The organism is Flavobacterium sp. TS_SC_5 (assembly GCF_056156265.1).
This window is the reverse complement of the sequence record NZ_CM149588.1, coordinates 3,687,407-3,703,963: the sequence shown is the minus strand read 5'-3', so window position 1 is coordinate 3,703,963 and position 16,557 is coordinate 3,687,407. Positions and strand designations below refer to the sequence as shown.

Below are 16,557 nucleotides of genomic sequence, written 5' to 3'. Positions count from 1 at the left end.
GAAATAGGTTTCTAATGAAAGATAATTAACCCTATTTTTGCAAATAAAATCAAGAAAGTTGAAGGTATATTTTTTAGGAACAGGCACGTCACAAGGGATTCCTGTTATTGGGAGCAATCATCCCGTATGCAAAAGCACTGATTTTAAAGATAAAAGACTGCGCGTTTCTGTATGGATTTCTTGGGGAAATTATTCTTTTGTTATCGATTGCGGACCTGATTTCAGACAGCAGATGCTTTCGTCTAATTGTCAGAAAGTGGACGGTATTCTTTTTACCCATGAACATGCAGATCATACCGCTGGAATTGATGATATTCGACCTTTTAATTTTAAACAAGGTGAAATGCCAATTTATGCGCACCAGCGAGTGATTCATAATTTAAGAAAGCGTTTCGATTATGTTTTTGAAACAGTCAATAAATATCCGGGTGCGCCATCTGTGGAAACTATCGAAGTGGTCAATAATCAATCCTTTTCTATTGGATATAAAACAGCTGTTCCCATAAATGTGATGCATGGAAATCTTCAGGTTTTTGGGTACCGAATTGATGATTTTGCCTATTTAACAGATGTGAAAACTGTTGAAAACAGTGAAATTGCAAAGTTGAAAAATCTAAAAGTATTGGTAATAAATGCGTTGCGGGAAGAACCCCATGATACACATTTCAATTTGAAAGAAGCATTAGATTTTATAACTTTGGTGCAACCGGAAAAAGCATATCTCACACACATTAGCCACATTATGGGATATCATGAAGAAGTTCAAAAAAATCTTCCGGAAAATGTTTTTCTGGCATACGATAATTTAGAAATTAAAATTTAATTTTAACTACAATGAAAAAATCATTATTCCTTTATCTAACTATTTTGGCTGTTCTTTCGACTATTTTTACCTATATGTTCTTAAGCAAAGAGGTGACATTTGAGCAAAATAGATACGATAAGACCACAAAAAAATTAAGAGACAGTTTGAGTTTAGTTTCGAATCAATTAGTAAATGCCAACTATTTTTCTTTGGAAAAAAATGAAAATGCGCAAAATTATTTTGACAATGATAATGTAAAAAAACCGATGGATTATGCTAAAATAATTCCATTAGTGACAGAAAAATTGATGGATTTGAATGAAGATCCAAAAGGTAATCCTTATATTGGTCAAGACCAAATAGGGGCTAATAAGTTTATTATCAATAAAGTAAAATTGCTAAATCATCGTTGGATTATTGCTGATTATAGCGATGGTGAATATTGGGGTGAAGTTTTGATAAAATATTTTATCGATGATAATGAACAAGTAACTTTTGAAACAGTTAACTCAATTTTATATCAAAAATAAATGCGATAATATAATTTAGTGGTGCGTTAGTCAATTTTTATAACAACTATCCAACATATTAGATAACTTTGAAATGCAGATTTATTCTGCATTTTTTTTATAATTTTTTTTAAATGGAAAAAATCACTTCGAAAATAATTGGAGATTTAGTTCAAGATTCATTTGATGATTGGTGGAAAAGTCAACCTGTTTTTATACCGTATTTCAAGGAAAATTTAGAAATTGTTTTTATGGATTTTACTGCAAATGAAGATGTTAATTTCATTGAAGAAGCTGATGCTGCACTTTCAAATTTCCTTAATTTATCTGAAAATAACAGGAATGAAATTTCAGCGTTAGTTCATAAAAATTGCACTGATTTTCTTGATATGGTCGAATATGATGAATGTGACGAACCATTACATCAAATAAAAAATAGTAATAAAATTTGGAATTTTGTCCAACCCAACCAAATCTATATTTCAAGACGTCATCGAAGAGATAAAGATGTTTATATTCAAGTTTCTTGCAGTTGCGATTGGGAACAAGAACATGGTTTGCAATTGGTTTTTCGTCAAGGAAAAAAAATAACTAGGATAAGTGATGAAGACGGACATCTTACCGAAGCCGATGCTTATGATAAGCCTGATAGTGATGATGAATTATTATCAAAATTTTAATATGTCTTTCAATGAAAGTAACAAGAACAGTATTAAGTAGCAATGAAAAAAAACAATTAAAAAGGGCATTTTATTTTCGTCTTATTTTTTTAGGTTTTATCGGATTGCCTTTGGTTTCAATTTTAGTGATTCTTTTTTTGGAAGAAAATTTTATGATTTTGGCAATAGTCTTTTTGGTAATTTTATTCCTGTTGTATAAATATGTTTTTTCATTTTATATGCAATCCAAGAAAAACCTTTGTGCAACACATAAATTAGTGGTTGAAACTAAAGTTTTAAGTATTGAAAAACAGCTTCTTACTAAAGGTTTTAGGTTTTTTGTAATTACTGAATTTATTAAAATTGATAGTTGGAATTGTACTTTACACAATACTAAACTAACATTTGATAAACTGTATAATGGTATGTTGCTTGAATTGCATTTAATAGAAAACAATGCTGTTGATTTATTAGAAATGAAAGAGATAAATTGAAATATCATCTAATGAAAAAATTAATTTTATTTTTACTTTTCTGTCAATTTTCGTCTGCACAAGTTCAAGATTCAATTACTGTTGTAAATCGTGACTTGCATCATCATAGTGAGTCAGTTTCAAACAGTTTGCGGTTTGGATTTGACGTTCAGAAATCGTTTCAAGCAGAGATTGGTTTTGCCAGAATAAACAACTTTGTTGGTTGCACCGGATTTTTCTCGAAAGCTTATTATACTTCGTTTGAATATTCGCCAGAAATTAAAAATAATAATGATGTTTTCGGTTTTAAAGCCGGTTGGGAAGCCAATCTTTCAATTCTCGCTGTTGCTCTGGAAGCTAAATATGTAACTGATTTTGTACTTGTTCCTAAAATTGGTCTTGGAATAGGTTATGTCAATTTGATGTGTGGTTATGCAATTTCGACCAATCATCATCCGTTTTCATCTATTGGAAAAACATCAATTTTCATTGATTGATAATTTGCCTTTGACAACAAAAAAAGTAAATAAATGAGAAAAAGTACCATACTATTGTTCCTTGTTTTTAATTATAGTTTTGCTCAAGAAAGTGAAATTTGGCATAGCTTTTATAATTCTGATTCAACCTTGACTGGTTTTAAAGATGATAAGCAAAATGTAAAAATTGAACCTAAGTTTGGAATGATTTCTAATGCATACAAGTTTGACAAAATCATGGCGGTTTCTGAACCAACTGAAAAATCAACTAAATATTATCATCTAACAAAATCTGGAAAAAAAGTTGGAATAGATAGCTTATACATTTTCGATAATGGTTTTGATTGTGAAAATGAAGGTTTTATAAGATTTAAAGACAATAAAAATGATAAAGTTGGACTTTTTGATGCTATTGGAAATATAGCAATTCCAGCTGATTATAACGCTATTTCAAGAGTGCATAACGGAATGTTGTTTACGCTTAAAGATGCTACTAAAATACAAGACGGCGAACACTTTTTTTGGAAAGATGGAACGCAATCGCTAATTGATACTCAAAATAGTACTCTTATTGACAATTTTAGGCTTGATGAAAATATCAATTTGTATTCTGTTAAAATTGAGGATAAGTTGATTGAAAAAGAAGCAATTCGCGACTATTTTGAAGGTAAAAACGGAAAAACATATTCATTTATTAACTATGAAAAAGAATTCAAATTTTGGTTAGAAACAGTCTTTAAAAGTGATTTAAATTCTAAAAAAATAATGCATTATTCATTTGAAAAAATCTCTTATTGGGATGATGATAAAGGTTGGATTATGACAAAAAACAACGAAATCTCAACTGATGTTATAACTAAGATAATCAAAAAGTTAGGTGATTTAAATGACAATTCTAAAGTTTATAAAATTTTTAGTGAAAGTCTAAATCCCTACATTTATGAAACAAATGAATTTGCTTTATTTTTTAACAATTGCGTCGAAGCAATTCCCGAAAAATATCCTGTTATGAATGTTGTAATTGATGGCAGAAAAAGATATAAATATGTTCAAGATCACTTTGAGTTTTTAAGAACAGAAAATGGATATAAATTAGTTGGAGTTTCTATTAAAAGTAATTAATTTATTATGAGAAAAATCATTTGTTTGGTTTTATTGGGAATCGGTTTTAACTCATTTTCGCAAGAAATTTTGATACCAATTGGTTATGTTTATAATCAAAAGCACAATCTTCATTTAGGCTTGGATGCACAACTTACGGAGGAAACTTTTTTTATAGTTGGAATAAGTAGCAACACCACTTTCAATAATGGAAAGTTAAAATCGTTACCAGAAGTTCATGCAAGTATTATACCGTTTTCAAGTGAAAATAATAACTTATTTCTGAGCTGTTTTATGACTGAAATTGCTTCTACAAAAGAGTATTTTAATCCAAATTTAGGCTTTAGTATTGCTAATATTATCAAGTTAAAAGCAGGTTATAATTTTCCGTACAAATCTCAATATCAAGATGCAGAAGGAATTACTTTTGGTCTTGTTTTTTCACTTGGTTCAATGAAGAATTTTAAAATAATGTAATTTTAATAATGAAAAAATCTATTGGTTTACATATTCTAAAACGACTTGGAATTTTTCTTTCCGTTTGTATAGTTTTTTCGATTTTAGTAAAAAAAATATATGAACCTTACGATCATACTTCAATTGTTGGCAGCGATAGCGATTGGTTGATAATCATTTTCAACTTCATTTTCATCGTGATTTTCTTTTTCTTTTTATTGATTGAAGCTTTCAGATTTAATTCTGAAGAAAAAAAATACCGATATGCCAACTTGGGAATGTTACTGTTTTTGGTACTTTTTGTTATTGTCGTATTCAATTCTTAGTACATTTCATACGTTCGTTTGTTATAAATTATAAATTTTGAGAAAAAAACTTTTTATATTTTGCTTTATCAGTTTGGTTTTTGCTTCTGCATTTGCCCAAACGACTGAAAATTCCAAAAAATTTGAAAGTAGAATTTCAAAATTATCTGTTCAAAATCCTAATGAAGCAATAAAACAGATTGATTCGTTACTTCAATACGCCGATTTGAATGATACATTAAGAGCTATTTTGTATTATCGAAAAGGACATTCTTACCAAAACATCAATAACTACGAGGCTTCGTCACCTGAATATGATAAGGCTTTAAAGTTTTTTAAAAACACAAAAAACAATCCGAAAATTATCGACGTTTTAGCTTCACAAGCTTCCTCTAACGCTATTTTGGGGAACCGAAGAAAAGCAATTGTCTTGGCATTTGAATCATTAGATTTGGCAAAAAAAAATAAAAATGACGATTTAATTGCTTCAAGTTATTCAACAGTTGCCCATGTTTATTATACTTTAGAAGACTGGGATAATGTTTATAAATACCTAACATTAGCCTACAAACTCGAAAAGAAAAACAATAATATTGCTGGATTAGCTTCAACTTACAACAATTTGGCGAGTGTTTATCAAAACAGAGGTCAATATGAAAAAGCCTTATATTATTACAATTTTGCTTTAGAAAATAGTTTCAAAATGAAGAATAGCATTTACGTTATGAATTCTTATGAAAACATTGCGCAAGTTTATACCGAAACAAAACAGTACGATAAAGCAATAGAATATTTCAATAAACTAAAGAAAATTGCTAATTCTCTCAAGATTTCAAATTCTAGTGTTAACATAAGTATTTCCCGTGTTTATCAACTTAGGAATGATTATAAAAACGAAAAAAGTGAACTTATTGCAGCAAAGTCGATTGAAGAGAAGCTAAAAAACTTTCCAGCTCAAAAAAGAATCACCAAAAAACTTTTAGAAAATGCTATCAATACCAAAGATTTTCAAAGTGCATTGCAATATAAGAATGAAATAGATTCTTTAGACGAGCAAATCGCAATAAAAGATAGAGAAGATACCAAAGTCGTTATTGAAAATCAAAAGAAAATTTTGCTAAAAGAAAAAGAATTAGAGCTTTCTAAAGAGCGAAATTGGAATATAATTATTACATCGGTAATTTTATTTTTCTTGTTCTTTTTCGGATTGTTGTTTTTGGCGCAACGTACTAAAAATAAAGCTTTGAAAGCAAATCAGCAACGATTAGTTTTAGAGCGAAAAGTATTGCAATCGCAAATGAATCCGCATTTTATTTTCAATGTACTTTCGGCAATTCAAAATAGTTTGTTGGATAATAATCCGATTAAATCGGCGGGTTATTTAGCTAATTTTGCTAAGCTAATCCGTCAGAATTTTAATTTTATTCAAAAAGAAAAAATTTCACTTGCAGACGATTTGGACGCTTTAGATAATTACATCAAAACGCAACAATTTCGTTTCAATGATTCATTTGATTATAAAATTGATGTTGATGAAGAATTAGATACAGAAGCTGTTTTTATTCCGCCAATGTTACTTCAACTTTTTGTTGAGAACGCAATTGAACATGGTTTAAAATCGATAGATTACAAAGGATTTCTTGAGATAAATATTCAAGAAATTGAAAATAAAATTCATTTCACAATTACAGATAATGGTGTTGGATATTTCCCAAATAATGATGCCAAAGAAGATCATGCCATAGCCATTTTCAGAAAGCGATTGGCGTTAATGGGAAACAATGACGAAAGCAGTTTTGAAATCAATAATAATCCAAATGCAAGGGGAACGCAAGTTAAATTTTGTTTAAAAAATGATTAAAGCAATTGTAATAGAAGACGAAGTAAATGCTGCATCGGCACTCAAAAAAATGCTCCAAATTATTGCGCCTGAAATTGCAATTATAAACGAAGCAACAAATGTAAAAGAAGCTGTTCAGATTATAAATGCGTCTCAATTTGATTTGTTATTTCTTGATATTCAGCTTAAAGATGGCAATGCTTTTGAACTTTTAGACCAATGTGCAAATTTGAACTTTTCGATTTTGTTTACAACGGCTTACAATGAATATGCTATTAAAGCTATCAAATACAGCGCGTTAGATTATTTATTGAAACCAATAAATCCAGAAGAATTAGAACAAGCCTTAGAAAAAGTAAAAGAAACCATTAAGAAAAAAACGGATTACGAATTGATGTTAAAAAACTTCAACGATAATCATAAAAACCAAGAAAAAAATATCGTTTTGCACACGCATACACAAACGTACATCGTTGCTGAAAAAAACATAATTGCATTGCAGGCAGATGGCGCTTACACTAGATTTATAACTACAAAAGGCGAAATTTTAGTATCAAGAAATCTTAAGTATTATCAGGATGTTTTGAATGCAACTATTTTTCTTAGACCGCACAAATCTTATATTGTCAACAAAAATTACATTCAATCTATTTCGGATAATTTCATTAAAATTAATGATGTAATTTCAATTCCAATTTCTGTCCGAAAACACCAGGAAATTAACCAATTGTTCAAGCGATAAAACGTTTATCAAATCAAACTTTACGCTTATTAATAATGTCATTTTGCATCTTTTTTTGTTCTTTATATTTGATTAACTAATTAAAAAAATCAAATTAAAATGAATAACAAAATAGCTTCTATTATTTCGTATGTTACTATTATTGGATGGTTAATAGCTTACTTTGGCACACAAAACCAATCTAGAAATGAACTTTTAAAACTGCATCTTAAACAAAGTTTAGGACTTGCTATTCTTGGTATTGTTTTTGGGATTTCAGTTAATATTATCTCGTTAATTGTTCCGTTTTTATCTTTTTTAAGCTTTTTAAATCTGGCTTTTTTAGCATTTATGGTAATTGGAATTCTTAATGCCAATAGCGAAAAGATGGAAAAATTGCCAATAATAGGTAATCTTTTTGAAGGGAAATTTGATTTTCTAAAATAGAATTCTTCAGTTTTCAAGATATATTTAAAATCCAACTATTGAATTTTTTATGATGAACGAAAATCAAAAAATAATATTCAAAGATTTTAATTTCAAGTTACAAGTTATTGACTTTTTCATTGGAAAAAATATTTTTGATACTGAACTAGATGAATTAATAAAAAAGTACAATAATATTGAAACCGATTTCTCATACAAGCCAATTCCTGAAATTGTAGAATTTTGCGAAGAACTTGAGTTTACACCCGAAATGCTTGCTTCTATAACACATTTTAATCCAGATGGTGGTGATGAAATTTACCTAAAAATTATTGCAAATTGGGATGGTGAAGACGATATATTTGATGTAAAATCGTTAGAAGATGTTCAATATTTGCCCAATTTCAACTCGTTTGATCCGAGTGCATTGATTGATCCAGCGATAGATTTATCACCATTGCTTTTATGCGAAAAATTAGAACAAATTACCGTTTTTGATTCAAGATTTAATGATGCAATTCCTTTTTTAGAAAAAGGTGTAACTGTAAATCTTTGGGGAAAGTCGATTGTTTCAATTTGTTTTGTGAGCTATGACGATATCAAAATTCTTATTCCAGAAGATTCGCTTCTTGTAAAATATGGAAATCTTGAAAGCGATAGTTCGTTTCTGTTAATTGATGGAGATTATGAAATCGAAAACATCGACTTAGATACGCCGTTTATTTCTTTTGAAAATAGAAATCAGTATTATTCGGCTTATCTAAGACAAGAAAGCACACTTGCGATTATAATAAATGGCAATTTTACAGCCAAAAATATTTATAATCACACCACTGATGGCGCAATGGGTTTAATTGTTTTAGGAAATCTAATAGCAGACAATATGTTGGTTGGCGGTCAAGAGATTTATGTTGAGAAAAATCTTCAAGTCAATGAGCTTTTTTGGGGTGATTACAATCATGGAGATTTGACTGTTAAAGGTAAAATCAAAGTTAATTATTTCCTGCAAACCGACGAATATCATTACCCTGAAACTATTTCTGATGAAGGTCAGAACGGCGATGTTCTAATTAACCATCTTTTTTTAGATTCGATGTTGACAGAAAATCCGATGGAATTTTTGGATCAATTTTTTGCAGATGAAATAATTAGAGATGCAGAGGAAGATCAAGAAGATTGGTACACTTGGTTACAATTTCTTGATAGAAGTAAAGCCATTGAGTTATTAATAGATAATATGCCAATTGTCTACGAATCGCCAAAGGAAATTATAAAAGGAGAAATTCCAAAATTATTTTCGGATGCTTCATTTTCTAACAAAGAAGATTTGCAAAATCAAGTTCCCAATTTTGATAAACTAATTGATTTAATTCCAGAACATGATCCTGAACAAGTTTTCAGAACTTCATTAGTTGACGATTCTTTTCCTTGTCAAGTTTTTATATCGCGACCACATTTTAACCAATCTGGTTCTAAAGTTGATGCTGCCATAATTGTTTATGGAAATGATGGTTCTGAATTCTTTTTTTGGAAACGTCAAATGAATCCGTTGAAACGATTAGTTGGTAAAAATCCACCATTAATTGCTTATTATAAAAATGTCGATTTAAATGTTTTTTCGCCAATTTCTATTTTTCAAAGACCAGATTTGTTTAAAATAATGCAATTACTTTGGATAGAAATTCTTGAAAGAGCAGAAAAAGGTGTTTATTATGCAATTGAATATCAAAAAGTTGTAAAGCTTGATGAAATTCTAAACATGATTCAGTTGCCCATTGTTCAGGAATTATATTATGATTGGTTTGATGGAGATAAAAATTCATTTTGGCGCGGATCGTATAACTTTTGTTTTAGAAGACCAGAAACGTGTGACGAACAAAGAGCTATCTTAAGAATTGGAGTTGAAAATAAAAGCAGTGAAGTTTTTGACATGCTATCGTATGATTTCAGAATTGATTTGAATGAAAATCCAACAATGGTCAAGCTTCAATTTAAGAATACGCATAACGATGATGTAAAAATTGATCGATATAGTGAATATGGTATAAATGTGTCATTGTTTGATAGTCATTTGATAAAAGAAGCTATCAAATGGTATAAAATTGCACTAAAAAGTGTACCAGCTGAAAATTTGGATTATCTAATAAATAAAGAACGAGACGAAAGAGAAAAGCAAAACGAAATGGAAAATTCGGAAAAATTACGTCATAAGAAATTTGTAAAACCTTATGACAAAATGATGGTTGATGGCATTGAATTTCAAGTGTTGGATATTCATGAAGCACATCAACTTATTGGTGAATTAAATGATTTAGAAGGTAATTTGCTTTACGATGTTTACGAAGATACTTGGCGTTTTCCTAATTATGAAGACAATCCCTTTTTTCTTTATACCAACAATGAAGTTGAAGTCGAAAAATTAGAATTGGTTTACAGTACAAATGAGAATGCTGATATTTTTGTTTTAGGATATATTTTAGGTAAAAAATTGGAATCGAAAAGCTATATTATGGCATGTGATACCGATAATTCTCCTGCATTAATAGCACTTTCAGATGTAAAAGCTCAAAATATTCACTTGTTCGGAAACATTCATTATGTGGGTGGAGACATGACTTGCGAAGTCGTTATGGGCGAATATAATCATGGCCTTTTGTATGTAAAAGGAAACTTAACAGCTCATTTTGCATACGCCGATGATATGTCGATGTATTTTGCCAAAGCAGATAGTTTGTATGCTAGTTATGGTGATACAATTTATACATTAATTCCTGTAATTATTGATGGCGAAAACAAGTTTTTCCAAGAGTATTTGCCAAATTCTTGTTCGCCTTCCGAAATTCTAAAAGATGGTTTTGAAAGTGGCGAGTTCATCACAACTTCAATGTTAGACTTAGAGAAAGTAAAAAAGTATGATAAAAATGAAGTTGATGCGGCTTTTGAAGCAGTCTTTGATAATTACAGCGAAGATAAACTTGTTCTTGGCGATAACGAAGCACATTATCATGCCATGCAATATGAAACCAATGGAGTGAAGTATAATTATATTTTCAAAATGCAATTAGCTGGTTTTAATTACAGAGTAGGCGTGATGCAAAATATTGCTGATAAATCCTATATGTTTTCGATTGAATATTATACCGATGATAAATTTACATTAGAAAAATATTTTTGGGAATTGCCTTTAGATGGTGATTCGCATATTAGCAGAATTGCATTATTTACATTATTTGAAAGTGTAGAACATTTGCTAGAAAATGATCACGAAAAATCGGAAGTTAATACCAATAAAAACTCAAATGATGAGTTTAGAAATCAGTTTGGTTCTTATAAAATTCCGGATAGTTTAGAAAAGTTATTGTTTTTTTCAAATGAAGTTGATTTTGATACTTTTTCAGATGGTTTTTATCTTAATGAATACGACAAAACTGGCTTAAAAACATTCAGTGATAATCCTGATTTTTTCAATTCTTTTATTGAATTTGCTAAAGCTAATGGTTCTGGAAGCAGTTATGCTTTTTGGTTGATTGATGATGATTTATATAACTGCCCAATTGTTGTTTTTGGCGATGAAGGCGGAATTTTTGTAGTAGCCGAAAATATGGTACAACTTATTCATTTGCTAACTTTTGATACCGAAATTTCAATTTATAGAAATGCTTATTTTTATAGGGATGAAAATGACGATGATTATGAAGAAAGTGATACACATTATGAATTTGTTGATTGGGTAGAAAGTAATTTTGGTTTGCAAAAAATTGAAACTAACGAGCAAGCAAATCTAATAACCGAAAAAGCTAGTGCAAATTATCAAGCAAGATTAAATGATTTTTTAAGCAAATTTGATATATATAATAACTGGGATTTATAATTTTACAATAAAAATAATTTTAAATGAAATCAATTACAATCGTACTAGCAATTTTAGCAACAATAATTACAAGTTGCCATTCTAAAAAAACAGAAGCAGAAGTAAAACAAACGGATAGCATTGCAACAAAAGAAATCATGAAACCAATAACTGAAACAGCGTTTGAAATAACGGATTCAGCTACTAATGAACTAGTCGAAGAAAACAAACAATTAGAAGAAGAACTTACAGAATTTGAAAATAAAAATAAAGAAATTCTCGGAAATTGGTTTACGCCACATGCCGCCGCAATAAAAATTAGCTTTTTTACTAATGGCTGGTTTGAATTTGATAATTACGACGCAGAATTAGACAAAAGCGAAGTAGTTTCTGGAAGATATGAATTTGATAATGAAAAAGTTACTTTGCTTTTTGAAGATAAAAGAGCAAACCAAGTTTTTAATTTTTCCATAGATGAAACGGCTTCGTACTTAAAGGCTAAAGGATATTATTTCGTTAAAGAAAATTAAAAGTTAAACGACTTCAATTCTCCAGCCAATTTTTGAAGTCATAAAAGTTCTGTGGAGCAACTCCATGACCTATTGGATATTCTTTGTACGTTATATTTATTCCTAAATTTTCTAGTATCGCAGGTGTTTTTCTAGCCCATTCTACGGGAATTACCTGATCTACCGTTCCGTGTGAGGCAAATATTTTCAAATTTGTAAAACTGTTTTTAAGATAATCCTCAGCGACAATTTCTAAATTTAAATACCCGCTCATGGCTACTACTTTCTGAATTTTTTCTGGATATGAAAGTGCAACTGCGTAACTCAAAATAGCACCTTGGCTAAAGCCAACTAAAGCAATTTGTTTCTCATCAATTGGATAATTTTGAATCAATTCATCAATAAATCCTGCTATTAAATCCCTTGAAACTTTAGCTTGTTCGTGGTCAGAAAATTTGTTTTCGTCCGCATCAAAGTTGATGGCGTACCACGCAAAAGCACCGTATTGCATATCATAAGGGGCACGCGCTGAAATAACATAATATTCTTCCGGAAGTTCAGTAGCGAAGGAAAATAAATCCTCCTCGTTGCTGCCGTATCCGTGCAATAAAAGTAAAAGTGGATTCTTGTCTAATTTTATTTTTGGTTCTCGTATTTTATATTCTAAAGATAAATTCATTGTAATTATGATATGTTTGATAGCCATTTTTGATAATAATTTCCCAATAAAGGAACTGGTTTTGTTTCACCTTTTATAGCACTTGTAATGCCATACGACCACAGAACAAGCACGAAAATCCACATGGGAGCGGATATCATTAAACTGTCAAAATTGCTGATGATTAATCCCAGTGATATAAACGTTAAGGTAAGTCCTAATCCTTGTCGGATGTGAAAGGAGGCAAATGCATTTTTATCCTCTGAGTTTATTGACATCGCTATAAACACGCCAATTCCTAAAATATAGCTTGTGATGGCAGCAGTTTTTCCTGACTCAGAATTATTATTATTATTATTATTATTATTATTCATTTTTCTTTGCTAAAATTAATTTTCCTTGATTCATAATTCCGTACACTTTCCCTTTTATTTCAGCACCTAGAAAAGCAGAATTTTTCGATTTTGATAAAATGGATAATTTTGTAAAAATGCTTTTTGGCTCTGGATTAAATAAGGTAATATTTGCTTTTAAACCTTCATTAATAGTTTCTGTTTCGATACCAAAAGTTATTTTTCCAGCGGTCAATTTATCTATTACGGTTTCTAATGGCAATACAGTCATCAAAGCACCAAAAGCACTTTCCAATCCAATTGTTCCATTTTTAGCGCCATCAAATTCCATTTTCTTATGTTCAATGTCCATCGGATTATGGTCGGATGTAATCATATCAATCGTTCCGTCTTTAATTCCTTTTAGCAACGCTTTTCTGTCGGTTTCAGTTCGAAGTGGTGGCGAAACTTTATAACGGGTATCAAAACCTTCCAGTTTTTCATCGGTTAAAACCAAATGATGTACAGCAACACTGCAGGTTACATTTAGTCCATTGGCTTTAGCCTCTTTGATTAATTGAACTGATTTTTTCGTCGAAATCGTCGGAATGTGGAGTTTTCCTCCGGTATATTCTAACAGAAATAAATTCCTTGCGATTTGTAATTCTTCAGCAAGATTTGGAATTCCTTTCAAACCCAATCGAGTAGAAACAATACCTTCATTAGCTACTCCGTTTCCTTTTATATTTTCGTCTTGGGAAAATGCAAGAATCAATCCATCAAAATCCTGAACGTATTGTAAAGCGATTTTTAGCAAATTAGCGTTGTGCAAACTTTTATTATAATCTCCAAAAGCAACGGCTCCGGCTTTTTTCATGTCATACAATTCTGCCATGTCTTTTCCTGCACTTTCTTTGCTCAACGCGCCAATAGGATACAGTTGAGTTGCAAATCCTTGTGCTTTATTCAAAACAAAATTCACTTGAGATTGATTATCAATAATAGGGAAGGAGTTGGGCTGTAATGCGATTGCGGTAAAACCACTTTTAGCTGCAACAGTAAGTCCGTTTGATATGGTTTCACGGTCTTCAAAACCAGGTTCTCCGAGAGAAACGCTGCTGTCAAACCAACCTTGTGAAACATGTAAATTATCTAATTGTATTTCGTCTGATTTATCTGGATTTGGAAGTGATGTTCCAATTTTTTTTATAAAACCATCAACAATTAAAATATCTGCAGTCTTATTATGAAAGGGACTTTTCGAATCGATAATTTTGGCGTTTCTGATGATTAATTTCATATGTAAAAAATGTTTTTTTTGACGGAAAATGGAATTCATATTACTGTATTAACTTTTTCAGACTAATTTCATATTAATTTTCCAAGGATTTAACCTCCGTTATTTACTTTACGAATCGTATAATTGCCATTTCAGTTATCAGAAATAACAGTGCAAAGATAACAAACCATTTCCAAATTTGATTGTCAGTCCTGTCAGTTTGTAAATTGTCAAATAGCGATGGGATGGATTCGATTGTTTTATAGTCAGAATAAATATTGTCATTGGCTGAAGCCAAATTACTTTCAGTTCTGTTATAATTAAAACTGATGTTTTCAATCCATTCTTTTTTATTGAAAATGCTAAAGTTTCCAGCTTGTTCCGGATAATCATTGAAAGTCATTTTGACTTTATTATTCAGAATTTGTTGGATGGGAATGAATTGTTCCTCCGAGCCTTTTACCGTTAAAATAGCGTCTTTATTTAGCGATACTTCTGTCAAGTGTGGATTGTTATTCCCAATTGTCAAAGCATTTACACCGTTGTTTTGATTGTTCATCGCCATCTTGTAAAATGTAGGTACAATTAATGGAGATTGCTGAAAATTTGAATTTTCGGTGTTGATAGGAGCTGCAAAAACTGCAACTGCTGAAACCGAATTCGCTATCGAAGTCAAGAAAACACTTTGGTCCTCATAAGACAAAGCAGCAGAACTTGAACTTGATAATACGAACGATTTTTTTGTTTTTGGATATTGAAAATTAGTCACTTTATTTTCAAAAACGCTATTGAATATAGGATGATTAAAGTTGATTTTAGTAATCAGTTTTTCTCTGTTTTCTAAAGAATTAAATCTCAGGTTTCCAAAATTCGAAATAAAAGAATTTAAATTGGTAATAGAACTTATTGCTGAAGGAATCACAATTAAATTACCGCCTTTTTCTACAAAAGATTTCACTGTGGTTGCCAACGCTTGAGGAATTTCATCTAATTCGTTGAGGACAATTGCGTCCTGTTCCTCCAGTTTATTGTAATCCAATGCGCTTGAGGTATAATTGCTAAAATTGAATTCTTCACTGGTGTAAATGCGGGAAAGGAAGTTGCTTTTTGCCGGTTCTCCAATGCTGATTACGTTAGTTTTCTTAGTTTTAGAAATACTAAAATATAAGATGTTATCATAAGACAATCCATTGTCAATTATCGAAAAATAACCATGAAATGATTGTTTTGGAATGGTAAAGTTGAGATTTTTTTTCTTCGTGTCTAATGTTACTATCGTCTTTGCAATAAGCTTATTTTCATTGTATAGAGAAATTGGAATCGGATTAAAATCATCTCCATAACCGGATATTTGGACGCTAATTTCATAAAAATTGTCCAATGTTTTATTGATGAAAACGCTATCAATTGATACATTATTTTTTTGTTCTGCTTTTGGGATTATAAATAAGGGAGAATCAGTTACATCGCTATTTTTCAGTTGTTTTTTATCAAGACCAACAGCGTCGGTAATGATAACGATATCTTTTTTAAAAGCCGATTTATGCGCTTTTATTTTGGCCATTATATTGTCTAATTGGAACGGAGTGGCGCTGTATTTTAGATTTTGTAAAGCACTACGAACCGACTTTATATCGGTGTTCCAATAATTCTCGGAATTAGTGAGCAAAGAAAAATTGACGTTTTCCGGAGTTTCTTCTAGCAGTTCCTGAACAGCTCGTTTTAGCAATTCCCCTTTTTTGCCCTTGGCTTGCATGCTAAAAGAATTGTCTAAAATGAAATACAATTCGTTGTTTGCATTTTTACTGTCTTTTGACTCAAAAAAAGGTTGTGCAAATGCTATAATAATACAAGTTAGCAGTAATAAACGACAGGCGAGAAGTAGCCATTTCTTGATTTTAGAACTTTTTCTGGTTTGAATTGAAAGAGCTTTTAAGAAACGAACATTAGTGAAATATTCTTTTTTGAAACGGCGTAATTGAAATAAATGAACCAAAATTGGAACAATCAACAAGAACAGAAAATATAAAATTTCGGGATGTTTAAAATGCATTCTAAGGTTGAGTTTACTTCACTGGATTTTATTTTCAATGAAGTTCATTGAATTTCGTGAGTCAAAAATACAAATTTGTTGACAGTTTTGGTTGAAGTTGTTATA

Annotated in this window: 17 protein-coding genes; 13 read left to right on the top strand and 4 right to left on the bottom strand. The window is 30.5% G+C overall.

The features are described 5' to 3' along the window. The first annotated feature begins 58 nt into the window (after positions 1-58). The 13 genes from AC0J6S_RS15970 to AC0J6S_RS15910 all read left to right on the top strand — a co-directional run bounded on the left by AC0J6S_RS15970 (position 59) and on the right by AC0J6S_RS15910 (position 12,151). On the top strand, positions 59-823 hold the full coding sequence (locus AC0J6S_RS15970) for an MBL fold metallo-hydrolase (protein WP_474954721.1): 765 nt from the start codon (positions 59-61) through the stop codon (positions 821-823). An 11-nt stretch (positions 824-834) separates the two neighbouring features. After that, positions 835-1,335 carry a hypothetical protein gene (locus AC0J6S_RS15965; protein WP_474954720.1) on the top strand — a complete coding sequence of 167 codons (501 nt, stop codon included), beginning with the start codon at positions 835-837 and terminating at the stop codon, positions 1,333-1,335. Positions 1,336-1,448: 113 nt separating this feature from the next. Continuing rightward, positions 1,449-1,994 carry a DUF6985 domain-containing protein gene (locus tag AC0J6S_RS15960; protein ID WP_474954719.1) on the top strand — a complete coding sequence of 182 codons (546 nt, stop codon included), beginning with the start codon at positions 1,449-1,451 and terminating at the stop codon, positions 1,992-1,994. Between the two features lie 11 nt (positions 1,995-2,005). Then, a complete protein-coding gene (locus AC0J6S_RS15955; protein WP_474954718.1) occupies positions 2,006-2,467 on the top strand; it encodes a hypothetical protein in 462 nt (153 codons plus the stop codon). 11 nt (positions 2,468-2,478) lie between these two features. After that, on the top strand, positions 2,479-2,943 hold the full coding sequence (locus tag AC0J6S_RS15950) for a hypothetical protein (RefSeq protein WP_474954717.1): 465 nt from the start codon (positions 2,479-2,481) through the stop codon (positions 2,941-2,943). Positions 2,944-2,976: 33 nt separating this feature from the next. Next, complete coding sequence (locus AC0J6S_RS15945) at positions 2,977-4,044, top strand: hypothetical protein (RefSeq protein ID WP_474954716.1); 1,068 nt, start codon at positions 2,977-2,979, stop codon at positions 4,042-4,044. Positions 4,045-4,050: 6 nt separating this feature from the next. Further along, complete coding sequence (locus tag AC0J6S_RS15940; protein ID WP_474954715.1) at positions 4,051-4,500, top strand: hypothetical protein; 450 nt, start codon at positions 4,051-4,053, stop codon at positions 4,498-4,500. A gap of 8 nt (positions 4,501-4,508) precedes the next feature. Then, positions 4,509-4,805, top strand: coding sequence for a hypothetical protein (locus AC0J6S_RS15935; RefSeq protein ID WP_474954714.1), 297 nt, complete (start codon positions 4,509-4,511; stop codon positions 4,803-4,805). Positions 4,806-4,842: 37 nt separating this feature from the next. Then, positions 4,843-6,645 carry a tetratricopeptide repeat-containing sensor histidine kinase gene (locus tag AC0J6S_RS15930; protein WP_474954713.1) on the top strand — a complete coding sequence of 601 codons (1,803 nt, stop codon included), beginning with the start codon at positions 4,843-4,845 and terminating at the stop codon, positions 6,643-6,645. Further along, positions 6,638-7,366 carry a LytR/AlgR family response regulator transcription factor gene (locus AC0J6S_RS15925; RefSeq protein WP_474954712.1) on the top strand — a complete coding sequence of 243 codons (729 nt, stop codon included), beginning with the start codon at positions 6,638-6,640 and terminating at the stop codon, positions 7,364-7,366. The genes AC0J6S_RS15930 and AC0J6S_RS15925 overlap by 8 nt, the downstream gene beginning before the upstream one ends. Before the next feature lie 99 nt (positions 7,367-7,465). Further along, complete coding sequence (locus tag AC0J6S_RS15920) at positions 7,466-7,792, top strand: DUF4870 domain-containing protein (protein ID WP_474954711.1); 327 nt, start codon at positions 7,466-7,468, stop codon at positions 7,790-7,792. 49 nt (positions 7,793-7,841) lie between these two features. Continuing rightward, positions 7,842-11,642 carry a DUF6892 domain-containing protein gene (locus AC0J6S_RS15915; RefSeq protein ID WP_474954710.1) on the top strand — a complete coding sequence of 1,267 codons (3,801 nt, stop codon included), beginning with the start codon at positions 7,842-7,844 and terminating at the stop codon, positions 11,640-11,642. A gap of 23 nt (positions 11,643-11,665) precedes the next feature. Further along, complete coding sequence (locus AC0J6S_RS15910) at positions 11,666-12,151, top strand: hypothetical protein (RefSeq protein ID WP_474954709.1); 486 nt, start codon at positions 11,666-11,668, stop codon at positions 12,149-12,151. Between the two features lie 13 nt (positions 12,152-12,164). Here the strand turns inward: AC0J6S_RS15910 and AC0J6S_RS15905 are convergent, their stop codons facing one another. From AC0J6S_RS15905 to AC0J6S_RS15890, 4 genes are all read right to left on the bottom strand, one after another. Next, positions 12,165-12,809, bottom strand: coding sequence for an alpha/beta hydrolase (locus AC0J6S_RS15905; protein WP_474956378.1), 645 nt, complete (start codon positions 12,807-12,809; stop codon positions 12,165-12,167). Positions 12,810-12,814: 5 nt separating this feature from the next. Further along, the gene (locus AC0J6S_RS15900; protein ID WP_474954708.1) at positions 12,815-13,162 is read right to left on the bottom strand and encodes a hypothetical protein; all 348 of its coding nucleotides are present in this window, start codon (positions 13,160-13,162) and stop codon (positions 12,815-12,817) included. Next, the gene (locus AC0J6S_RS15895; protein WP_474954707.1) at positions 13,155-14,420 is read right to left on the bottom strand and encodes a dihydroorotase; all 1,266 of its coding nucleotides are present in this window, start codon (positions 14,418-14,420) and stop codon (positions 13,155-13,157) included. The genes AC0J6S_RS15900 and AC0J6S_RS15895 overlap by 8 nt, the downstream gene beginning before the upstream one ends. A gap of 103 nt (positions 14,421-14,523) precedes the next feature. Next, positions 14,524-16,452, bottom strand: a complete 1,929-nt coding sequence (locus AC0J6S_RS15890) for a BatA domain-containing protein (protein ID WP_474954706.1) — start codon at positions 16,450-16,452, stop codon at positions 14,524-14,526. Positions 16,453-16,557: the final 105 nt, after the last annotated feature.